Origin of the sequence: Hafnia sp., assembly GCF_036648275.1 — a bacterium.
In the GTDB taxonomy this organism is placed as follows: Bacteria; Pseudomonadota; Gammaproteobacteria; order Enterobacterales; family Enterobacteriaceae; genus Hafnia; species Hafnia alvei.
Genome location: NZ_JAVXIQ010000015.1, coordinates 31,600 through 53,692 on the forward strand (window position 1 = coordinate 31,600; position 22,093 = coordinate 53,692).

General features: G+C 50.0%; 18 protein-coding genes. 8 read left to right on the forward strand and 10 right to left on the reverse strand.

Annotated features, from left to right (window positions below; translation table 11 throughout):
- Window positions 1-279: 279 nt before the first annotated feature.
- Window positions 280-1,929, forward strand: a complete 1,650-nt coding sequence (gene pgi, locus RSC70_RS13890; protein ID WP_103008876.1) for a glucose-6-phosphate isomerase — start codon at window positions 280-282, stop codon at window positions 1,927-1,929.
- A 102-nt stretch (window positions 1,930-2,031) separates the two neighbouring features.
- Here pgi and dinD read toward each other — a convergent pair whose 3' ends face one another.
- On the reverse strand, window positions 2,032-2,892 hold the full coding sequence (gene dinD / locus RSC70_RS13895) for a DNA damage-inducible protein D (protein WP_052439879.1): 861 nt from the start codon (window positions 2,890-2,892) through the stop codon (window positions 2,032-2,034).
- Between the two features lie 106 nt (window positions 2,893-2,998).
- Window positions 2,999-4,246, reverse strand: a complete 1,248-nt coding sequence (locus RSC70_RS13900; protein ID WP_332542786.1) for a dicarboxylate/amino acid:cation symporter — start codon at window positions 4,244-4,246, stop codon at window positions 2,999-3,001.
- Window positions 4,247-4,486: 240 nt separating this feature from the next.
- Here RSC70_RS13900 and psiE point away from each other — a divergent pair, with 240 nt between their 5' ends.
- Window positions 4,487-4,894, forward strand: coding sequence for a phosphate-starvation-inducible protein PsiE (psiE, locus tag RSC70_RS13905; RefSeq protein ID WP_025802457.1), 408 nt, complete (start codon window positions 4,487-4,489; stop codon window positions 4,892-4,894).
- A 105-nt stretch (window positions 4,895-4,999) separates the two neighbouring features.
- Here the strand turns inward: psiE and malG are convergent, their stop codons facing one another.
- The 3 genes from malG to malE all read right to left on the reverse strand — a co-directional run bounded on the left by malG (window position 5,000) and on the right by malE (window position 8,817).
- A complete protein-coding gene (gene malG, locus RSC70_RS13910; protein WP_025802454.1) occupies window positions 5,000-5,890 on the reverse strand; it encodes a maltose ABC transporter permease MalG in 891 nt (296 codons plus the stop codon).
- A gap of 16 nt (window positions 5,891-5,906) precedes the next feature.
- Window positions 5,907-7,478, reverse strand: coding sequence for a maltose ABC transporter permease MalF (gene malF / locus RSC70_RS13915; RefSeq protein ID WP_332542787.1), 1,572 nt, complete (start codon window positions 7,476-7,478; stop codon window positions 5,907-5,909).
- A gap of 148 nt (window positions 7,479-7,626) precedes the next feature.
- On the reverse strand, window positions 7,627-8,817 hold the full coding sequence (malE, locus tag RSC70_RS13920) for a maltose/maltodextrin ABC transporter substrate-binding protein MalE (protein ID WP_025802450.1): 1,191 nt from the start codon (window positions 8,815-8,817) through the stop codon (window positions 7,627-7,629).
- 505 nt (window positions 8,818-9,322) lie between these two features.
- Here malE and malK point away from each other — a divergent pair.
- From malK to ubiA, 5 genes are all read left to right on the forward strand, one after another.
- Window positions 9,323-10,432, forward strand: a complete 1,110-nt coding sequence (gene malK / locus RSC70_RS13925; protein WP_040044759.1) for a maltose/maltodextrin ABC transporter ATP-binding protein MalK — start codon at window positions 9,323-9,325, stop codon at window positions 10,430-10,432.
- Between the two features lie 97 nt (window positions 10,433-10,529).
- Window positions 10,530-11,828: a maltoporin gene (locus RSC70_RS13930; RefSeq protein WP_130933416.1), complete on the forward strand. Its 1,299-nt coding sequence runs from the start codon at window positions 10,530-10,532 to the stop codon at window positions 11,826-11,828.
- A gap of 132 nt (window positions 11,829-11,960) precedes the next feature.
- Window positions 11,961-12,866 (forward strand): maltose operon protein MalM, encoded by a 906-nt coding sequence (malM, locus tag RSC70_RS13935; protein WP_332542811.1) that lies wholly within the window; start codon window positions 11,961-11,963, stop codon window positions 12,864-12,866.
- Window positions 12,867-13,064: 198 nt separating this feature from the next.
- Window positions 13,065-13,580 carry a chorismate lyase gene (ubiC, locus tag RSC70_RS13940; protein WP_332542789.1) on the forward strand — a complete coding sequence of 172 codons (516 nt, stop codon included), beginning with the start codon at window positions 13,065-13,067 and terminating at the stop codon, window positions 13,578-13,580.
- Between the two features lie 24 nt (window positions 13,581-13,604).
- Window positions 13,605-14,474 carry a 4-hydroxybenzoate octaprenyltransferase gene (ubiA, locus tag RSC70_RS13945; protein WP_332542813.1) on the forward strand — a complete coding sequence of 290 codons (870 nt, stop codon included), beginning with the start codon at window positions 13,605-13,607 and terminating at the stop codon, window positions 14,472-14,474.
- 90 nt (window positions 14,475-14,564) lie between these two features.
- On the opposite strand, the gene plsB is transcribed toward ubiA, so the two are convergent.
- Entirely contained in the window at window positions 14,565-17,042 is a 2,478-nt protein-coding gene (gene plsB, locus RSC70_RS13950) for a glycerol-3-phosphate 1-O-acyltransferase PlsB (protein ID WP_130997732.1), read from the reverse strand.
- Window positions 17,043-17,169: 127 nt separating this feature from the next.
- On the opposite strand from plsB, the gene RSC70_RS13955 reads away from it, so the two are divergent.
- On the forward strand, window positions 17,170-17,535 hold the full coding sequence (locus tag RSC70_RS13955; protein ID WP_025802436.1) for a diacylglycerol kinase: 366 nt from the start codon (window positions 17,170-17,172) through the stop codon (window positions 17,533-17,535).
- 83 nt (window positions 17,536-17,618) lie between these two features.
- On the opposite strand, the gene RSC70_RS13960 is transcribed toward RSC70_RS13955, so the two are convergent.
- Genes RSC70_RS13960 through citF form a run of 4 tightly spaced genes read right to left on the reverse strand, consistent with a single transcriptional unit; the run spans window position 17,619 to window position 22,084 of the window.
- Window positions 17,619-19,082, reverse strand: coding sequence for an anion permease (locus tag RSC70_RS13960; protein ID WP_040044763.1), 1,464 nt, complete (start codon window positions 19,080-19,082; stop codon window positions 17,619-17,621).
- A gap of 31 nt (window positions 19,083-19,113) precedes the next feature.
- Window positions 19,114-20,022, reverse strand: coding sequence for a triphosphoribosyl-dephospho-CoA synthase CitG (citG, locus tag RSC70_RS13965; RefSeq protein WP_332542790.1), 909 nt, complete (start codon window positions 20,020-20,022; stop codon window positions 19,114-19,116).
- Window positions 19,994-20,548, reverse strand: a complete 555-nt coding sequence (gene citX, locus RSC70_RS13970) for a citrate lyase holo-[acyl-carrier protein] synthase (RefSeq protein ID WP_130933412.1) — start codon at window positions 20,546-20,548, stop codon at window positions 19,994-19,996. Before citX ends, citG begins: the two co-directional genes overlap by 29 nt.
- Window positions 20,549-20,551: 3 nt before the next feature.
- Window positions 20,552-22,084 (reverse strand): citrate lyase subunit alpha, encoded by a 1,533-nt coding sequence (gene citF, locus RSC70_RS13975; protein WP_040044766.1) that lies wholly within the window; start codon window positions 22,082-22,084, stop codon window positions 20,552-20,554.
- Between the last annotated feature and the right edge of the window lie 9 nt (window positions 22,085-22,093).

Here is a 22,093-nt window from a genome sequence, read left to right on the forward strand (position 1 = left end):
CAACAATATGGCGGGGCGTAGATGTTTGGCTGAAAGGAGTCAGTATCAGGTGGAAAAAGGGGTTAACAGTTTTCAACTATCGCAACAAAAGTGATCGCAACCCGAGGGGAAAAGGATACAATTTGGTAAATCGTTGGGAAAAGATGACTCAGTACCCGCTCGTCGTCACTCCAGTTTTCATGGAACCGCCGAGTTTGGTTGCTTGTTAGTCTCAATGTTCAGAAGAACACATGTCTGAAGAACAAACTTTCTTTTATTCTCAAGCATAAAGGCGTCGCTATGAAAAATATCAATCCTAGTCAAACCGCTGCCTGGCATGCGCTGCAGCAGCATTTCGAGCAAATGAAATCTGTGCAGATGCGCGATCTGTTCGCTCAAGATGCCGACCGCTTCTCTAAGTTCTCTGCTACCTTTGATGACCAGATGCTGGTCGATTTCTCTAAAAACCGCATCACCACAGAGACCCTCGAAAAGCTGCAGGCATTAGCCAAAGAAACGGATTTGCAGGGGGCGATTGCCTCCATGTTTGCGGGCGAAAAGATTAACCGTACCGAAGACCGTGCCGTTCTGCATGTTGCTTTACGCAACCGCAGCAACACGCCAATCATCGTAGATGGCAAAGATGTTATGCCTGAAGTGAATGCGGTGCTGGCTAAGATGAAACAGTTCTGCGAACGCGTTATCGGCGGTGAGTGGAAAGGCTATACCGGTAAAACCATTACTGACGTGGTGAACATTGGTATCGGTGGTTCAGACTTAGGCCCATACATGGTGACCGAAGCGCTGAAACCATACAAAAATCATCTGGGGATGCATTTTGTTTCTAACGTCGATGGTACTCATATTGCCGAAACGTTGAAAACCTTAAACCCAGAAACCACGTTGTTCCTCGTTGCGTCTAAAACATTCACTACACAAGAAACCATGACGAACGCCCACAGCGCGCGTGATTGGTTCCTGAAATCAGCTGGTGATGAAGCCCATGTGGCGAAGCACTTTGCCGCGCTTTCTACCAACGGCAAAGCGGTTGGTGAATTTGGTATTGATACCGCCAACATGTTTGAGTTCTGGGACTGGGTCGGCGGTCGCTACTCGCTGTGGTCTGCCATCGGTCTGTCTATTGCCTTAAGCATTGGTTTCGATAATTTCGAACAACTGTTGAGCGGCGCTCATGCCATGGACCAACATTTTGCCAATACGCCTATTGAGCAAAATCTGCCAGTACAGCTCGCATTGATTGGCATCTGGTATAACAATTTCTTTGGTGCAGAAACCGAAGCGATTCTGCCATATGACCAATACATGCACCGTTTCCCAGCTTATTTCCAGCAAGGAAATATGGAGTCTAACGGTAAATATGTGGATCGTAACGGTAACCCAGTTTCTTACCAGACTGGCCCAATCATTTGGGGTGAGCCCGGCACTAACGGCCAGCATGCGTTCTATCAGCTGATTCATCAGGGGACTAAACTGGTTCCTTGTGACTTTATCGCTCCAGCGATTAGCCACAATGCGTTAGGCGATCATCACAGCAAATTGCTGTCTAACTTCTTTGCCCAAACTGAAGCGCTTGCCTTCGGTAAATCTCGTGAAGAAGTGGAAGAAGAGTTTGCGAAAGCGGGTAAAACTGCGGCAGAAGTGGCGCACATCGTACCGTTCAAAGTGTTTGAAGGTAACCGCCCAACGAACTCTATTCTGCTGCGTGAAATTACGCCATACAGCTTGGGCTTGTTAATCGCCTTGTACGAACACAAAATCTTCACTCAGGGTGCAATTCTGAATATCTTCACCTTCGACCAATGGGGTGTAGAGCTCGGTAAACAACTCGCGAACCGTATCCTGCCAGAGTTGAGCGGTAGTGAAGAGGTAAATAGCCACGATAGTTCAACCAATGCGTTGATTAACCGCTTTAAAAACTGGCGCGCATAAGTTAGCTAAGTCTTTAAGTTAAAAGATAAAAAACGCCATCTAGAAAGGTGGCGTTTTTGTTGGATGGACTCGACCATTTTCGTGGCGCCACGAAAATGGTTCCTATTTTTTAGTGATAGGCGTTTGTAGCCCTTTGGATCCTAGCTTTTTGTCCTGAGCTTTGACTCGACGCTGGAGTTTCTTAAGATCCTCTTCAGCAGGCAACTCCTCTGGTTTTATATGCCTTAATCCCAGCATGTCCCGTACGCTAACATTGTTTTGTTCGTGTTCTGACGTGATGGGCTGCTCACCGTGAAGGTCAATTTGTTGCACGTTATAATTAGTCATCTCGGTTGCTAGGTTTTTAGCAGCAATGGTTAGAGTGGGAAGAAAATCGGCTAATGGGCGATTTTTTACAATTCCGTACCGATCCTTCATATCTTGAGTGGTATGCCCACCAAATAATGCCGCGTCACCTCGAGAGCGAATACGAGAGAAACCTGCATCATCAATACCGCGCTCATAAATATTCTGCGACAGCGCCTTCTCAGACTCTTTCAATCGATCCCTTGCCTCTAAACGCGCATACAAACGCATACGATCTTCTATGAGCTCTTGTTTGCGAGTTTGTACTGCAAAGTAGCTCTGAGCAAAGGCAATTTCCGGCTTACGTGGATCGCCATTCTGAGCAATAAGATAGCAGGCGTAGCGTGTCAGAATGAGGTCTTCAACAGCCCGTTCCGCGCCGCTGCCGAGCAGAACCATTTTCGTGACGCCACGAAAATGGTCGAGTTCTTTGAAGCCAGATAAACGGCAGGCTTCAATAGATCTGATGATGGCGGTTTGGAAGTTTTCCCAACGGGCATAGCCAAGATGAGGCTGGAGGTCGCGCGCGAACCAAAACTCGATACCATCAGAATCGGTGCGCTGTGCAAGTGAATCGAAATGTTGCTGTAACATCTGAAGTTTTTTATCTAATGCCATGGAAAATCCCTCTAAAAAAGTAACGTCCAAAGACGGGCGTTATCCCTTGTTCAGAGGGGGACTTCCACGGTGTTTCGCTAGCTTTGCGAAGCCTATCGCAGGGTATTTAACCTTGGATACAGGCTTTGCGCTTCAACCAATCCTTCCCTTCCACAAATCGCGTCACCATCATGGCGCAGACGGTATTCCCTGTAGAATTCAACAGCGTTGCAGGAACGTCGATGATGGTGCTGATAATCATGATGGTGCCGACTAGCTCTGGTGAGAAACCAAACACGGAGCAAATCATTAATTCACCGGTCATCCCGCCGCTTGGGATAGCGCCCATGACGGCACCCACGAGGAATGCGACGCTGATGATGGCGGCGATATTCATCGGGTCGCTCATGTCTTTATGGAATAGCGTAAACAGAAATACGATTTTGATGATACCGCCGATTACCGAGCCATCTTTATGCGTGTTAGCACCCAAAGGGATGACGGTTTCAGCGATATCATGGGGGACGCCCATCTTTTTAGTCGCAATCAGGTTTGCTGGAATACAGGCCGCGCTGGATGAGGTGGCGACAGCGGTAATCGCTGGCGTCAGCACGTTAGACCAAAAGACTTTAACGCCCAGTTTTCCACCTGCAACAAACGCATACAGCGTGTTTGCGCCGAAGAAGTAGATCACGGTCAGGATGAGGTAGAGCAGGAAAGCATTCAGATAGCCATTGATAATCTGTGGCCCTAAATGACCGACGGTAGCGGCAAAGTAGCAGCCTAAGCCAACGGGTGCGGCGTACATGATGATTTTCACCATGCGAAGAATAACGACGGTACCTGAGGTCAGAAAGTTGGCGATCGGCTGACCTTTTTCCCCTGACATCGAAGTAGCTAATCCTAACAACACGGAGAACACAATGAGTGGCAGCAGGCTAGATTTGGTAAACAGCTGCAGGAAATCAGGAACGGTAAAGGTATTTACGATGATTTCGCCGAGGCTTTTGCCGTGTGAATCAGGTGCAGGCGGCAAATGTGCAATCAGCGTACTGACGTCAACGTTTTGGAATGGGTTGTAAATCTGGGTGCCGATGAAGGCGATAACGGCGGCAATGAGCGCGGTGCTCAGAAATACGGCAAAAACCGTTCCCATAATCTTGCCCAGACGCGTCATCTGTTTCATTTCAGCAATAGAAGACGAAATGCTGAGAAACACCAGTGGCACAATGACGACAAACATCAGGTTAAGGAAAAGATCCCCGATCGGCTGCACAATTGCGGCCTTTTCTCCGAAAACAATACCGGATAGCCCGCCGAGGATAATCCCTAGCAGTAAGCAAATAGTAAAACCATAATGACGTAGTATTTTCATATTATTTTATTTCTCAATCGTTGGAACACCCTGGCATAAGCTGCGGTAATCATTCGCGATAAGGCGAAAGTTGGCCGGACGACATAGTAAAACGATTAGCAAAAAAATGTCGCGAAATGTGAGGGCCGTTAAGTTTCTATCTGAGGATTTACAGATTTATTTTGGTTTGGGGATAGACGACAAAATAGCCATTTTGTTAACTTGATCACATAAAATGATTAACGGCACAGAGGAACATCGATGCCAGGAACCAAACAAGCGAGTGCTATCGCGAAGATTTTGCAGTGGATTTTGAATGCTGGTCTGTTAATGCTGGCTGTGATTTTAGTGGTGTTTTTAGCGAAAGAAACCTTCACGCTAGGAACGGTGCTATTTAACGCCAGCGAAACCGCATCTTCTTATCTGCTCATTGAAGGGATTGTTATCTACTTCCTTTACTTCGAGTTCATTGCTCTTATCGTGAAGTATTTTCAGTCGGGATATCACTTTCCCTTACGTTATTTTATCTACATCGGTATTACCGCAATCATCCGTTTGATTATTGTCGACCACAAAAACCCAGCCGATACGCTGATTTATTCGGCGGCCATTTTGGTTCTTGTGGTGGCGCTATTTTTAGCGAATACAGAAAAGCTCAAGCGAGAATAAAGCGAAAAGAAAAGGCGGCCAATAGGCCGCCAAAGTAGTTACAGCGAATGCTATAACGGGATCGAATAACTGCAATGGCACAACAAAGACACAGGTTTTAACGCATTACCCTTTCACACCGCCGGACGTGAGTCCGCCTACCAGCCAGCGCTGCGCCAGCAAGAATACGGCCGTAATTGGAATTGCAGACAGCACCGCCGCAGCGGCAAAGTCACCCCACAGATAGTTTTGCGGATTAAGGTATTGCTGCATGCCGACGGCCAACGTATAGCTATTTACATCGCGCAAGAGCAGAGACGCCACCGGCACTTCGGTAATCGCGGCAATAAATGACAAGATGAAGACCACCGCTAAAATAGGCACTGACAACGGTAAAAGCACCAAGCGGAAAGCCTGCCAAGGCGTAGCGCCATCAAGAGCCGCGGCCTCTTCTAACGAGTTATCGATAGTTTCGAAATAGCCCTTAATCGTCCAAACATGCAACGCAATCCCGCCCATATAAGCGAAAATCACGCCGCCGTGGGTATTAAGACCAAGGAACGGCACATACTGACCGATACGGTCAAAGAGCGCATACAGCGCGACTAGCGACAGTACTGCTGGGAACATTTGGAATATCAACATGCCCTTCAGCAGCGAGCTTTTACCTTTGAACTTCATGCGAGCGAAAGCATAAGCGCAGGTGGTGGAGAGTGTCACAATGCCTATCGCCGTAACCACGGCGATTTTAATCGAGTTCCACAGCCATAAAAGAACCGGGAACGGTGGCGGAGTGACGCTGCCATCTGCGTTAGTCACGCTCATGCCCAATGCCAACTGCCAGTGTTCCCAAGAGATATTTTCAGGAATAAGACTGCCGGTCGCAAAGTTGCCAGAGCGCAGCGAGATAGCAATTACCATCAGCAGTGGAAACATGATGGTGCAGATAAAGGCCAGCAGCATCAGATGTGTAAACAGCAGGCGTAAACGCTGGGATTTCGGTTGAACCATAGCCATGTTGTGGTCCCTCTCCTTAGTCGAAATTCATTTTGCTGGCTTTCAGATTCAGTATCGCCAGAGCGCCAACCAACAGGAAAATCAGCGTGGCAATAGCAGCCGCTAAACCAAAGTCTTGTCCACCGCCGCCTTCAAACGCGATGCGATAGGTATAGCTCACCAGCAAATCGGTATAGCCTGCCGGCGTAGAGGTCCCGAGCATATCTGGACCGCCGTTGGTTAATAACTGAATCAAAACAAAGTTATTAAAATTGAAGGCAAAACTGGCAATCATCAGCGGCGTTAACGGCTTGATAAGCAATGGCAGCGTGATGCGGAAGAAATTCTGCATTGGGCCAGCGCCGTCCATTGCCGAAGCTTCGTACAAGTCGTCTGGAATCGCTTTGAGCAAGCCCATGCATAAAATCATCATGTACGGATAGCCGAGCCATGTATTGACGATCAGAATCATACTCTTGGCGGTGAGTGGGTCGCTAAACCAAGCGGGTTTGATACCGAACAGATGGCTGAGCATCATGTTGATTTCACCGAAGCTTTGGTTGAACAACCCTTTAAATATCAGTATCGAAATAAACGACGGTACGGCATAAGGCAGAATGAGCATTACGCGATACAGCGCCTTACCTTTTAACGCTTCCCACTGGACTACGCATGCCAGCACCATGCCGACGGCAACGGTGAACACCACGGTTAAGACCGAGAAGATAATGGTCCAGATAAAGATGCTGACGAACGGTTGGCGGATCCCTTCATCTTGCACCACGCGTAAAAAGTTTTTCCAGCCAATAGAAACGGTGAATCCAGGGCTGAGCTGTTCATTTTCCCATTGCCCTTGTGCATTCACCGCTTGATAGAATCCTACGTCGGTATTCGGGCGATAGACGGTGCCAGTTTGATTATTTTTGAGCGTTTCACCGTCTTTCTCAAGAGTATATAGCGGGCTGGTACCAGCAAACTGGCGCAGGGAACTCATGCGTAATTCGCCGCTTTCAGGCAAAACTGCCACGATGTTATTTAAGGCCTGACGGTTTTGAGTAATAACTCGAAGTGTCGCGCGATCGCCCGTCTGTTCGGCGCTTTCTGGATTCATGGTTAAGCGCTGTTCTTGAGCGCTGAAGCTGAAGGGCTCTGAGATATAAAGCCGATCATTTTCGGGATTGGTCAGCTGTAAGCGCCACTGATCGCCTACGGGGTAGAGGCCAAAGCCGTAGGTTTTACCCGTGGTGAATTGGCGCTGTATCAATACCGATTGCGCACGCTCAAAGGTGAGCTGGTTAGTGCTGCTATAGTTGGTGAATGCGATAGCGATGGTACAGATAAGGGGAAAGAGCACGAACAACCCCATTCCCGCAAGCCCCGGATAGACATAGCGCCACGCATAGGCTTTGCGATTGGCAAAAATGTAGAGTCCAGAACCCAGCAAAACCAGTGTCAGCATAGCAAACAGGTACTCGCCCTGTGCGTACATCACAATGGTGAGATAGCCCGTAAACAGGCACATGGCGGCGATAACGATCCATTTTAGTATGTCACTCTGCCACCATTTATCCGGCTTCGCGATTGGATATTCTGTATGGGATAACGACATAAAACTCTCCCTCATTTCTCTTACGCCGGAGGCGGTTACGGACAACTTAAATTTCGGTGTTCAGACCCTTTCCTGCCCATACCAAGATCTCTGAGCGATCCCCTCCCCTGAGAAGGGGAGGGTTAGGGTGGGTCATTTACTTATGAACTTATTTGGCGATACGTTGCTCTGCGCCGGTTAATGCTTCTTTCACGCTCTGACGTCCATTTACCGCGTTGATAATTGCGCTACGCTCGGCGTACCAGAAGGCGCTCATCTGCGGGATGTTTGGCATGATTTCGCCTTTTTGGGCGTTTTGCATGGTGGCGGCGATCTTCGGATCTTTTTCCAACGTTTCTTGGTAAGACTTCAGTGCAACCGCGCCCAGTGGTTTATCTTTATTAACCTGCTCCAGACCGGCATTGGTCATCAGGTAGTTTTCCAAGAACTCGGTGGCCAGCTCTTTATTCGGGCTAGCGGCGTTGATGCCAGCACTCAGCACGCCAACAAACGGTTTGGATGGGTGGCCTTTGAAGGTTGGCAGCAGGGCAACGCCATAGTTGATGTTGCTCTTATCGATGTTTGACCACGCCCAAGGGCCGTTAATGGTCATCGCGGTTTGCCCCTTATTGAACGCGGCCTCCGCGATGGAGTAATCGGTATCTGCATTGATATGCTTGTTTTTCACCAAATCAACGATGAACTGTAGGCCAGCCTGTGAGCCAGCATTGTTCACGCCCACATCTTTGATGTTGTAGGTGCCGTTATCATATTTGAAGGCATAGCCACCGTCGGCTGCGATGATTGGCCATGTGAAGTACGGTTCTTGTAGATTCCACATGATGGCGCTTTTGCCTTTAGCGCGCAGCTCTTTGTCTAGCGCAGGAATTTCTTCCCACGTTTTTGGCGGCTCAGGCAGAAGGTCTTTGTTGTAAATTAGCGACAGTGCTTCAACGGCCACTGGGTAAGCAATCAGTTTGCCGTTAAAACGAACGGCGTCCCACGTGAATGGATAAAGCTTCTCTTGGAAGGCTTTAGAAGGATGGATTTCAGCCAACAGGCCAGACTGTGCATAACCTCCGAAACGGTCATGAGCCCAAAAAATGATATCAGGACCATCTCCGGTAGCCGCGACCTGCGGGAATTTTTCTTCCAGCTTGTCTGGATGCTCAATCAGCACTTTGATACCGGTTTCTTTCTCAAACTTTTTACCGACTTCGGCCAGACCGTTATAGCCTTTATCGCCGTTAATCCAGATAACCAGTTTGCCTTCTTCAATTTTAGCGAACGCGGAAGAAGAGAGAACCAGCGTAGCCAGTGCCGAAAGGGCGAGCGTTCTGATGCCTGATTTCTTAGTCATTATCCAATCCTTCTTGTTCTGTTTCTGTCGAGGTATGAGTTGATGTCTGTACCACCGAGCATGGAAGCCGAAGCGGTTCAGATAAGCCGTAGAGTACGAATCGTTGTTAGCCCCCTGCTTGTAGGGGATTTCTGATGCAGTGCCATACTCCTTTACACGAGATTGCTTCTCATCCTCCCCCCTTCTACGCCCCAAGGGGGGTTCTTGTGATCTACTTAACACTACCGCCTATTCTGTGGATGTAGACACAAAATCACAGGGTTATTTTTGCAAGCAGGATCACGAATTCACTGAAAGGTATGAACTTTTCACCGCACGCTATTTTCTCTCATCCTCCTATCTCCTCCCCCATGAAAAACTTTGTTACGGATGATTACGCTTCTTTGCTTAACGCGCACTATCGGCAGCAATCGATAAGGCGCATCTGCTGAACGGCATGGCTAAGGATTAGGCCCGCTGAGATGTCGCGTTAGTGGACCTCATTAGTGACAGACAGGAGTAACGCATGGCGAGCGTAGCACTGCGAAACGTATATAAGGCTTACGGAGACGTCGTCATTTCTAAAGACGTTAACCTTGAAATCCAAGACGGTGAGTTTGTGGTTTTTGTTGGGCCGTCTGGCTGTGGTAAGTCGACACTGCTGCGCATGATTGCAGGTTTAGAAGATATCACTTCCGGTGAGTTACTCATTGCAGGCAAGCGTATGAATGAAGTGCCGCCTGCCGAGCGCGGCATTGGCATGGTTTTTCAGTCCTACGCTCTGTATCCACATCTGTCCGTTGCCGACAATATGTCGTTTGGCCTCAAGCTGGCTGGCACCAAAAAGTCAGAGATCACCCAGCGGGTGAATCAGGTTTCTGAAGTGCTGCAACTGGCACATTTGCTCGATCGCCGCCCTAAAGCGTTATCCGGTGGTCAGCGTCAGCGCGTCGCGATTGGCCGTACGCTGGTGGCTGAACCTGATGTATTCCTGCTTGATGAACCGCTATCAAACTTAGACGCCGCTTTGCGTGTGCAAATGCGTATTGAGATTTCCCGTCTACATAAGCGCCTAGAGCGCACCATGATTTATGTTACCCACGATCAGGTCGAGGCCATGACGTTAGCCGACAAAATTGTGGTGCTGGATGGCGGCAGCGTCGCGCAGATCGGCAAGCCGCTGGAGCTTTACCACTATCCGGCTAACCGTTTCGTTGCGGGCTTTATCGGCTCGCCAAAAATGAATTTCCTCCCCGTCAAAGTGACCGCCACAGAACCGCAGCGCGTTCAGATTGAATTACCTAACCGCCAATTAGTATGGCTGCCGGTTGAAGGTACGGATGTACAGGTTGGCGGCAACCTCTCGCTAGGGATCCGTCCTGAGCATTTACTGCCGAGTCATGATGCTGAAGTCACCCTGGAAGGGGATGTTCAGGTTGTTGAGCAGCTAGGTAATGAAACCCAAATTCATATTCAGATCCCCGCGATTCGTCAAAACCTTGTTTACCGCCAGAACGATGTGGTGTTGGTAGACGAAGGCGCAAAATTTGCCATTGGCCTGCCACCTGAACGCTGTCATCTGTTCCGAGAAGATGGTGTCGCTTGCCGACGGTTGCATAAGGAGCTAGGTGTCTAGCTCTGGGTTAGAGAGATGTTAGTTAACAGTACGTTAGATCATATGTTGAACAAAGAACACTTATAACTTTATGCCGTCAGGCAACCCCTTCAGGAGAATGATGATGACTTTGCGCAAGGTACCTTTAGCACTGGCTGTTGCGAGTGCGGTGCTGTCAACACAGGCACTGGCTGTAGATTTCCACGGTTATGCTCGTTCCGGTATCGGCTGGACCGCAAGCGGCGGTGAACAGCAGTGTTTCAAAGCAACAGGGGCTCAAAGCAAATATCGTTTGGGTAACGAATGCGAAACCTATGCGGAATTGAAACTGGGCCAAGAGCTGTGGAAAGACGGTGATAAGAGCTTCTACTTTGACACCAACGTAGCGTACTCCGTACAGCAGACCAATGACTGGGAAGCGACAGACCCTGCCTTCCGTGAAGCTAACATTCAGGCCAAAAACGTCATCGAATGGGCACCGGGCTCTACGCTGTGGGCGGGTAAGCGTTTCTACCAACGTCATGACGTTCACATGATCGACTTCTACTACTGGGATATTTCAGGTCCGGGTGCAGGTTTAGAAAACATCGATCTGGGCTTCGGTAAGCTCTCTATCGCCGCAACCCGTAACACCGAAACTGGCGGTTCAAATAGTTTCAGCTCCCAACAGCAGCGAGATTTAGTTAAAGACACCGCCAACGACGTCTACGACGTGCGTTTAGCCGGTTTGGAAACCAACCCAGGCGGTACGCTGGAATTAGGTTTTGACTATGGTCGTTCTAACCTAACCGATGGCTACCATCGTGCCAAAGATGCCTCGAAAGACGGCGTCATGCTGACAGCGGAACACACTCAGGCTATCTACAGCGGCTTTAACAAATTTGTCGTTCAATATGCGACTGACTCCATGACCTCAAACAACTCAGGTCATTCCGAAGGCTCCAGCGTCAATAACAACGGTCATATGATCCGCGTTCTGGACCACGGTGGTATCGACTTCAATGATAAATGGGCACTGATGTACGTGGGTATGTATCAGGATATCGATCGCGACGATAAAAACGGTACTACATGGTACACCGCAGGTATTCGCCCAATGTACAAATGGACGCCAATCATGAGCACCTTGATGGAGTTCGGCTATGACAATGTGAAATCACAGCGCACTGGCGATAACAACAACCAGTACAAAGTGACGTTGGCACAGCAGTGGCAGGCTGGCGACAGCATCTGGTCACGCCCGGCAATCCGTCTGTTCGCAACCTACGCGAAATGGGATGAGAAATGGGGCTATGCAACCAACACCGACACTGGTTACAGCGACGGCGTTGCATACAACGATAACAACACCCACAAATTCAGCCGCGGAAATGACGATGAAGTCACCTTCGGCGCGCAGATGGAAGTTTGGTGGTAACGGTTGTTTGACGGCGGCGGGGCGATCCCGCCGCGTTTGATTGAGCTTGGCTGCTTTCTTGCCATAGCAGCCAAGCGGTCTCTAAGGTGGTTCATAATGAAAAGCAAAATGAATAATAAAATCAAAGCTGTCATGAAAAAGAATACCATCGCGTTGAGCGTAGCCTTGGCGATGTTCAGCGCTATGCCGCTTAGCGTTCAGGCGGATAGCACCATCCAACCTGCGAATGTTGCTACAGCACCGGCTATCCCTGCCAATACGTTACACCAGCTACCTTGGGAGCCATTGGTTCCTCCAGTAACGAAAACGACAACCTTAACCAGCAGCAGTGCGCAGTTGCACGTAGGTGATATCCAAGGGGCGGTAGGAGCTTTTGCATTACCGGCCGATCGGGGCTCGCTTGAAATTACCATCAGCAGCTTAGTCGAAGGCAAAAGAGTCTATGCCCCAAGCGTGATGGTTTTGGATGAAAATATGCGCCCAGCGGCATTTTATCCAAGCAGCTATTTCAGTTATCAGCAGCCGGGTGTGATGAGCGGCGATCGTCTGGAAGGCACGCTGAAATTAACGCCTGCGCTAGGGCAAAAACAGATCTACATGGTGATCTACACCACGTCGCAGGATTTAGCCAAAACGACCCAAATGGTTGATCCCGCCAAAGCCTATGCGGCTGGGGTAGGAAATGCGGTGCCAAATATTCCTGATCCGATCGCGATCCATCAGTCTACGGGCACGATCAAGATCAAGGTGAAGGCAGAACAGAATACTGGCAACGTGATGATCGGCGGGATCTTGCCGATGGCACCTAAAGAGCAGCCAGTCGTGGTAGGCGCTGCTGCGGCACCGGTTGCTACCGCGCCGTCAAAACCAGCTCAGCCAATGCTCAAAGATACCGACGAATATTTCAATAAAGGTATCCGTGATGCAGTGAAAGGCGGAGATATTGATAAAGCATTGAAATTGATGAATGAAGCTGAACAACTTGGTTCAACCACTGCCCGTGAAACCTTTATTCACAGCGTGAAAGGCAAGGGTTAAACCCGCGCTGTGGAAGCTGGCTCTTTGACTGGGTGCCCTTTGGGGCACCTTTTTTTGTTTTGTATTTCCCTTTCTTGTTACCAAATTGATCATCTATTGCTACTGCTCTGCCTACGTCGGGTAATCTGAGTTACAATGAACCTCCCATTTTCAGCGTGGGCGAGGGTCGGCGCTAAATTCTGTTTTGGAGTCACCGGAATGACTGACTGTCATCCGTCGTTGGACGTTACTCATTGGCACCCCATTCATGAAGTTGATTTGACTGCGCAGCAGCACAGTTGGCTGGGCGAGTGTCAATCCATGACCGCGCGTTTTGAGCGCTACTGCGACAAAGTCACTATCGTTCCACAGCGCGAAGGTTTTATCACGGCTCAATCGTTAGGCGAAGAAGCCATGCTGCTTCCAACCTGTGAGCGCTTTTGGCTACGCGAAGTTTTGTTGTGTGGTGATAATGTGCCGTGGTTGTTTGGGCGTACGCTGATCCCCGAAACATCTCTGACTGGGGAAGAGGTCTCCTTGTTGACGTTAGGTACGGTTCCGCTTGGGCGCTATCTGTTCAGCGCTGCGGAGCTTACGCGTGATTTTATTCAGGTGGGTTCTCAAGGAGAACTGTGGGCACGGCGCAGCCGTTTACGTTTGTCTGGTAAACCTTTGTTGTTAACCGAACTTTTTTTGTCTGAGTCTCCGTTGTATGGTGTTAATAATGAATTGTGATGTAGTCATCATTGGAATGAATGACTGGAGGGATTCGTGACTCAAACCAAATGGCAGGCCTATTGTCGCCTGATGAGAATTGATAAGCCGATTGGTTCGCTGTTGTTACTCTGGCCAACCTATTGGGCGTTGTGGCTTGCGGGCGGTCAAATTCCGAGCCTAAAGCTGCTGGTGGTATTTACGCTAGGTGTCTTTTTCATGCGTGCCGCCGGATGTGTGGTTAATGACTTTGCCGATCGTCGTGTAGACGGTCACGTTAAGCGCACGGCGCATCGTCCACTGCCAAGCGGTGCAGTGACGGAAAAAGAGAGCAAAATTCTGTTTGTGGCGCTGGTGCTGGTATCTTTTGGGCTGGTGTTAACGCTTAACGCCATGACGATTTGGCTATCGGTTGCGGCCCTTGCGCTGGCTTGGGTCTATCCCTTTATGAAACGCTTTACCCATTTACCACAGGTTGTGCTGGGTATGGCGTTTGGATGGTCAATTCCGATGGCGTATGCCGCCGTAAGCGAAAGTTTGCCGCTAAGTTGCTGGTTACTGTTTCTGGCGAATATTTGCTGGACGGTAGCTTATGACACCCAGTATGCGATGGTGGATAGGGACGACGATCTCCGCATTGGTATCAAGTCTACGGCGATTCTGTTTGGCCGCTTCGATAAGCTAATTATTGGGTTGCTACAGCTGGCGACGCTGTTGTTGATGGTGTGGATTGGTTATTTAAACCAGATGAGCGGCGCTTATTACTGGGGCATTTTACTGGCTGGGGCGCTGTTTATTCACCAACAGAAGCTGATTGCACTGCGTGAGCGTATGCCTTGCTTCCAAGCTTTCTTGAATAACAACTATGCGGGACTGGTGTTGTTTATCGGCATTGCGCTTTCAATTTGGATCTGACATTAGAGCCTGAAAAACCTGAATTCGAACCTATAGAAAAGGCGCCAATCGGCGCCTTTTGTTATTTAACTAAGAGAGATTAACGAGACGCTATTCGCTCTTGTCGCTATCGTCTTCGGCAGCGGTTTGCGCCGGAGGTAAGGTTTCCATCTCAGGCGCGCTAACGCTTTCAATAGTCAGCTTAATCTCTGGCGTTATCATAGCTACCAGCAGGTTATAGACTTCCATGGTATGTTCAGGGATCGCATCACCAACATCGTTGATGTAGCCTTCGGAACGCAAGGTTCCTACCAAGGTAGCAAACACCGCTTTGTCGAAGAATTCAGGTGCGTTGATGCCGTGTAGAACCGACAAACGCTGCGCCATGATACGGCTCTCTTTTTCCAGCGCACCACGGCTGATGCTTGGATTGGCGCTAAGCAGAGAGAAGGTAATGGCATAACGTTGCAGCGTTTCACGAACGCCAGCAGCCAAAAGCTGTAGTGTGCGGATACGGCCCGGATTCATCACCAGCTCGTCGCCCTTTGCACAAATCAACTGCTGGCGGCATAGCTCGGTAATAATCGGTTCAAGCACCTGCGGTAAGTTGCTGCGCTCATAATGCAAGAACAGCTCTTCCTTCAGCATTGGGTAGAGTAAATCTACCTGACGCAGCAGCTCCGTGCGCGAAATGCTGTTATGGTTCATCACCATATTGGCAATCAGCGACGGCAGCACCAGCATATGCTGAATGTTGTTGCGGTAATACGTCATCAATACTGCCTGTTCACGTGGCAGTATGATGAGCTCACCGATGTTGTCTTTTTCCACTTCAAACTTATTCATCTGAAGAGCATGTTGCAGCAGCTCCTCAGCGGTTTGGTTTGGTGTGGTGGCATCTTCGGCGTAAGGGGCATTACGCAGCAGTTGCAGATAACAGTCCAACTGTTCTAACAGCTGTTCACGCGTCAGCGCACGTTGGCGAGAAGCCAACAGCGCGGTTGAACAGAGGTTCATCGCGTTAGCTGCCGCTGACTTGTTAATGTTCACCATCACGGTATTGGCGATAGCGTTAACCGTTGGCGTTAACCAGCTCGGACGCTGCGCTTCGATTGGGTCGATAGATTCGCGCCATTCAGGAACGTGCTGATTCAACCAGTTGTTGATCGGGATTGGTTCACCAAAGTTTACGTAACCCTGTCCCAGATTGCGTAGCTTACGCAGCCCGCGAACCATCTGGATCAGGCTCTCTTTCTCTTTGGTCGCACCGCGCAGTTCTTTGGCATAGGTAGCCACTTCCATCACGTGTTCGTACCCGATATAAACCGGAACCAGCGTGATTGGGCGCTTACCGCCGCGCAGCATAGCCTGAATAGTCATGGCCAGCGTACCCGTTTTAGGCTCAAGCAAACGCCCCGTACGTGAACGGCCGCCTTCCATAAAGTATTCAACCGAATAACCACGGCTAAACAGCTCGCCCAAGTATTCACGGAATACGGTGGAATAAAGCTTATTCCCTTTGAAGGTACGGCGAATAAAGAACGCACCTAAACGGCGGAAAATCGGACCGGCTGGCCAGAAGTTCAGGTTGATACCCGCAGCGATGTGCGGCGGCACCAAGCCTTGGTGATAAAGCACGTAGGACAACAGCAGATAGTCCATGTGGCTGCGGTGGCAGGGTACATAAACAATCTCATGACCGTCCTGCGCTAATTTACGCACGCGTTCGGCGTTATGGACGTTGATCCCTTGGTACAAACGGTTCCAGGTCCAGCTCAGCACACGATCGGATAAGCGCACCGCTTCATAGGTGAAGTTGGCCGCCACTTCTTCCATCAAAGCAACCGCATTTTGCTGGGCTTTTTCACGGGAGATTTTTTTGGTACGCGCTTCGTCCTCAACCGCTTTCTCAATCGCTTTGGATGAGAGCAGTTTATTAAATAGCGCTTGGCGATCGGGCAGGCTTGGACCCACAGCGGCTAAGCGCTGACGGGAGAAGTGCATGCGCGCTACGCGTGCGAGTTTCTGGGCGATAGTTTGGTCTGTGCCGTGCTCGTCTGCCATATAGCGCAGTGAAACGACGTTAGAGAAACGCACGAAGCTGTCACGACCTAGCCAGATAACGGCAAAGAATTTTTGGATACCGTTAAGCAAACGCAGCTGCGGGGCTCCGCTGTGGCCTTCACGACCCGGAGAACGCCCAAACATAACCGACACCGGGATCATTTGGATATCCAGCGAAGGGTTATTGCGGTGCAGATCCAGATAGTCATGGAACAGCTTGACGGATTCTTGCTTCGGCGCGTAATAACGGAATACGCGCGGACCATCGTCAATGAAGACGTAGCGTGGCAATATAGTGCCGTCAATTTCGTTGTCGTCGAGTGGATCAGGCAGGTCCTGAGCCAAACAGCGATCACGGAAGGTCAATAAATCCGCTTTTGAGTTATAAGGTAAGACATACAGCACCGGGCGGGTGGTGTCTAAACGTAGCTCAGCCACCGGTTCAGAAGGGATTACCTTGCTTTTAACCAGTAGCTTCAGCGGTAGATTCAATAACTTATAGTAAAATTTACGCCAACCTGACATAAAACAGAAAGCCTCTTGTTAGCCATTCGCCGCAAGGATACCAGAAACACGGTTTGAGATCTGTGGTGATGAGTGAATGAGAAGTCGCTAAAATCACATAAGACTTCTAAATTTTGATGGAATTAAAATGAATAGCACTACCGGATTGACCCGAATTGTTAAAGCCGCTGGTTACTCGGTGAAGGGATTGAAAGCGGCGTGGAAACACGAGGCTGCATTTCGCCAAGAACTGATGCTGATGATTGTGGCCGTGGTGATTGCTGCATGGCTGGATGTCTCTATTGTTGAACGTATCTTGTTGATAGGCTGCGTTACGCTAGTAGTGATTTTAGAAATCGTTAACAGCGCGATTGAAGCCGTTGTTGACCGTATCGGGTCTGAGTTCCACGAGCTCTCTGGACGCGCGAAAGATATGGGCTCTGCCGCAGTATTTGTTGCCCTATGGTTGTCTGCTTTTATTTGGGTCAGCATCCTGTGGGGACACTATATGTAATGTGAGTATGTGCTTACATTCATAATGCATTAAGGCCACCCTTGGGTGGCCTTAATATTATCTAGCAGGTCAAGCAGAGCGGTTTAGCTCCACAGTGCCAGAATCGGCCAGCCCACCAGCAGCAACAGGGAAATGTAAATCACACCGAAGATGGCACCCAAGCGCCAGTAGTCTTTGGATTTCACATATCCACAGCCGTAGATGATAACCCCAGGGCCAGTGGCGTATGGGGTTAAGCAGCCCATGATACCGATAGACAGCACCAGCAGAATACACAGGTGTTCCATAGGCACGCCTGGGATACCTTTACCCACGGCCAAAATCACAGGCAGCATGGTAGCGGTATGCGCAGACAGGCTGGCAAATAGGTAGTGAGCGAAGTAGAACACCAATACCAGTACAATCACGGTCGCATTTGGCGAGAAGCCTTCCAGATGCGTGCTCATGGTATTCGCAAACCAATCGATAAAGCCTGAACGAGTCAAACCGTTCGCCATAACCACTAACGTGGCGAGGTTTACCAACGTATTCCATGCGCTGTTGTACTTCGTGATGTCTTTCCAAGGCACAACGTGCAAGGCCAACATAAGAGATACTGCTAACAGACCAACCGCAGTGGCATCGATGAAATCGCCACCGAAGACCCACAAGCCCAAGCTCAGCAGCACTAAACCAATCAGGGTGATCTCTTTACTGGTTAAGCGGCCCATCTCTTTTAATGCGCCACCGGCCCATTCAGAGACTTCTGCGCTGTGCGTAACTTCTGGTTTATACAGCACATACGATAACCATGGCGCGACGATCAGCAGGATAAGACCCACTGGCAGGAAGCTCAGGAACCATTGCAGCCAGCTAATCTGAATGCCCGCGATTTTACTCACGAATTCCAAGCCCAAGACGTTTGGCGCTGCGCCGGTCACGAACATAGAAGAACTCAGACTGGTACTGATCACCATCATCCACATCAAATAACCACCGATACGACGTGATGACGGATCGTTAGGGAATGACTTGAACAGCGGTGGCAGGTTCTTAATCACTGGGAATACGGTACCACCGGTACGCGCAGTGTTAGACGGCGTAAACGGAGCCAACATGATATCAATGATAACAATGGCATAACCGAGAGTAAGTGTTCGCTTACCCATGAACTTAACCATGAATAGTGCGATACGACGGCCTAGACCGGTGACTTCATAACCCAGAGCAAAAATGAATGCGCCAAACACCAACCACACGGTGGTGCTGGAGAATCCAGCCAGACCCCATTTCAGGGCTTGTTTGCCAGCATCAAAAGCCGGATCGGCAAGCTCTTTTGCATCAAACAGCAGATAGTTGCTGCCGATAACGCAGATAGTTACGGCGATAAAACTGATTGCCGTAGCAGGGATAGGCTCCAAAATCATCCCAACGATCATAGCCACAAACACGGCGAAATAGTGCCATGCCTGCGGAGGCATGCCATCAGGAACAGGAATAAGTAGCATCACTGCCATAACCAGCAGCGGCGCGACTAATTTCCATATCTTATCTTTTGAAACAGACATAACTGATTCTCCAAGAAGGAATTTTTAAAGTTTAATGTGAATAATTGAAGTGCGAAATTTGAGCCAAAAACCAGGTAATAATCAGCAAGTCGGCGCAGCCGCCAGCGCTGAGGTTGCGTTGAATGCATTCCTGGTCGAAATCATGAAGGTGCTTGAGATCGGAGGGCTGGCGAATGCCACCCTGACGCAGCAATGCCTTAGCGCGTTGTTGCAGCCAACTGAGACCGCTTTGGCCTCCGCGTGAGGCTACGTTGGTGTCGCCGTTATGTGCCATCAGCACTAACAGCGTATCGAGCAAAGCAAGTTCAGGGTCGGTGCCCTGTGCGAGGCGAGCCTGATAGTGTGGCAGAGCGAGCTGAATAACTAATGGATAGCCAGCTTCAGCTTCGCCGCGAGCGCCGGTGAGACCGAGCTGCCGATAAAGCCGTTGTCCTGCGGTTTTTTGTTGATTGTTATCGCTATTTCGCAGTTCACGTTCGGTCAGCCCACGGCAAAAAGCGGCGGCGGTGTTACAAATCAGTTCAGGTGTGATAGCGCTTTTTCTTTGATGCAAACGCCCGATAGCCGCGCACAATAACCCCAAAGAAAAAATGCTGCCTTTATGTGTATTCACGCCAAAAGTTGCGCGGAACATGTCAGTTTCGCAGGCGATGCCAATGGGACGTAGCCCAGTGAGCACGTCTGATTCAGCAAGATTGGCGCTACAGGCACCAAATTCGATAAAGCGCGGTAACCATTGGCTGATAGCCAATGCGCTACGGTGAAAATCTTCCAGCGCCATATCTTTATGTGCACCGCAGTTATTTCTATCGACCAAGCCCGGTTTTGGCGTGAGGTTGACCTCAGCCAACATGGCACGGTAAGCAAGCTCGCTGCAATGGGCGACGAAATGCTCATCGATAGCGGTGGAATCAGACGGCTGCTGCGTTATCGGCATCATGCAGTAATGCCTCCATGCGGGTGATCAGATCGGGAATTGCGTGTGCTCTTTCGCGTGCGCATACGGCTGCTTCACGTTGGCACAGCAAACAGGTTCGGCTAGGCAGCAAAAAGTCACGACGAGAGAGAATTTTTCCTAGCGGATTCAATACGTCTAGGTCCCATAAACGGCCAAGAACATGTTGTTGTTCGAGTGCGATCATCGCTTCTTTAACGACGCGTGCCGGTGCGTCGATGGCGAGCAGCCCTTCGGGGCCGGTCGCCAACGCAAAAGAAGCCTGCTCCTTCAATTCCCAACCTGATTGTTCAACACGTTGGCACAGCGCTTTCAGACCGTGATTAAAGATTTTGCGTGTCATCACGCTATCTTTAATCGGCCCAGGCGCGACCACGGTAAACGAGATCAGCGTTGAGGTATGGCGCGCCAGCCACTCCGTCTGTCGGGACTGCCTGCATTCACGGCTGAATAGCAGTTCCGGCAATGTAACGGTGTGGCTGGTCGCCAAAGTTGGGAGCAGGTAAAACATGGTTTATTCCTTAACCTGACGAACGACGTCGATCACGGAACCATCGCGATAGCGCACAACGGCGATAACACGGTCAGTGAATTCGATCGCACGAGGTTGTCCGGTAAGGATTTGCGCACGTTCACGCAGCCATTCAATGGAAACCACTTTCAAGCCAGCGGCTTTCAGTCGGTCAGCCAGCTCTGGGCGCGCAGGGTTAACGGCAATACCGTGGTCAGTAACCAGAATATCGACGCTTGAACCTGGAGTGACGCAGGTGGTGACTTCATCAACCAGCGTTGGAATGCGGCCACGCACCAGCGGTGCAACGATGATAGACAGTGCAGCAGCAACCGCAGTGTCACAGTGACCACCGGAAGCTCCGCGTAAAACACCGTCAGAACCGGTCAACACGTTCACATTGAAGTGAGTGTCCACTTCCAGCGCACTCAGCACCACCACGTCTAAGCGATCAACGGAAGCACCTTTTGAGCCCCAGTTTGCATACTGGTTAGCGCTGATTTCGATGTGGTTCGGGTTACGCGCCAAAGACTCTGCGGCTGCACGGTCGAAGCTTTGCACGTCCAGCAGCTTCTTGATGAAGCCTTTTTCGTGCAGATCAACGATGGTGGATGTAATGCCGCCTAATGCAAAACCAGCATGAATATCGCGGCTACGCATTTTGTCTTCGAGGAAGCGGGTTACCGCCAGCGATGCGCCACCGGTACCCGTTTGCAGCGAGAAACCTTCTTTGAAGTAGCCGGAGTTAACCACCACGTCAGCCGCGCTGCGAGCGATCAACAGTTCGCGCGGATTAGAGGTCATACGGGTTGCATCTGCACCGATCTTATCGGCATCACCGACCTGTTCGATTTGCACGATCAAATCGACCTGATCCTGCATGATGCTGGCTGGGTTGTGCGGGTATGGCAGCAGCGCTTCGGTCAGAAGAACCACTTGTTTGGCATTTTCGGCATCGACTTTGGCATAGCCAAGAGAACCGCAGCAGGCTTTGCCGGTGTAGCCGTTAGCATTACCGAACGGATCGCAGGCAGGAACCCCAAGGAAAGCCACGTCGATATTTAGCTCGCCGCTTTCAACCAAATGTACGCGGCCACCGTGGGAGTGGATCTGTACCGGTTCTTCTAGCAGACCACGGGAGATTTCTTCCGCCAATGGGCCACGCAGCCCAGAGGTATAGATACGGCTGACAACGCCGTTACGGATATGGTCTACCAGCGGGGCGTGGCAATCGCTCAGCGAGCTGGACGCCAGTGTAAGATTCTTGAAGCCCATCTGCGCGATAGTGGCCATCACTAAGTTGATGGTCAGATCGCCACCGCGGAATGCGTGGTGGAAAGAGATGGTCATGCCATCATGCAGGCCTGAGCGGCGAATTGCCTCTTCCAGCGTGCTGCATAATTTTTTATCGCGAGGCTTTTGTGCCTGCAGATTTAATTTTGAAACGTTTTTATAGCTTGGCAGCGCGCTTTCAGTTTGGCGGGTATAGGCTGAAACGCGTTCCTGTCGTTGAAGAAGTTCTTTTTTCTGAGTCATTTTTTTTCG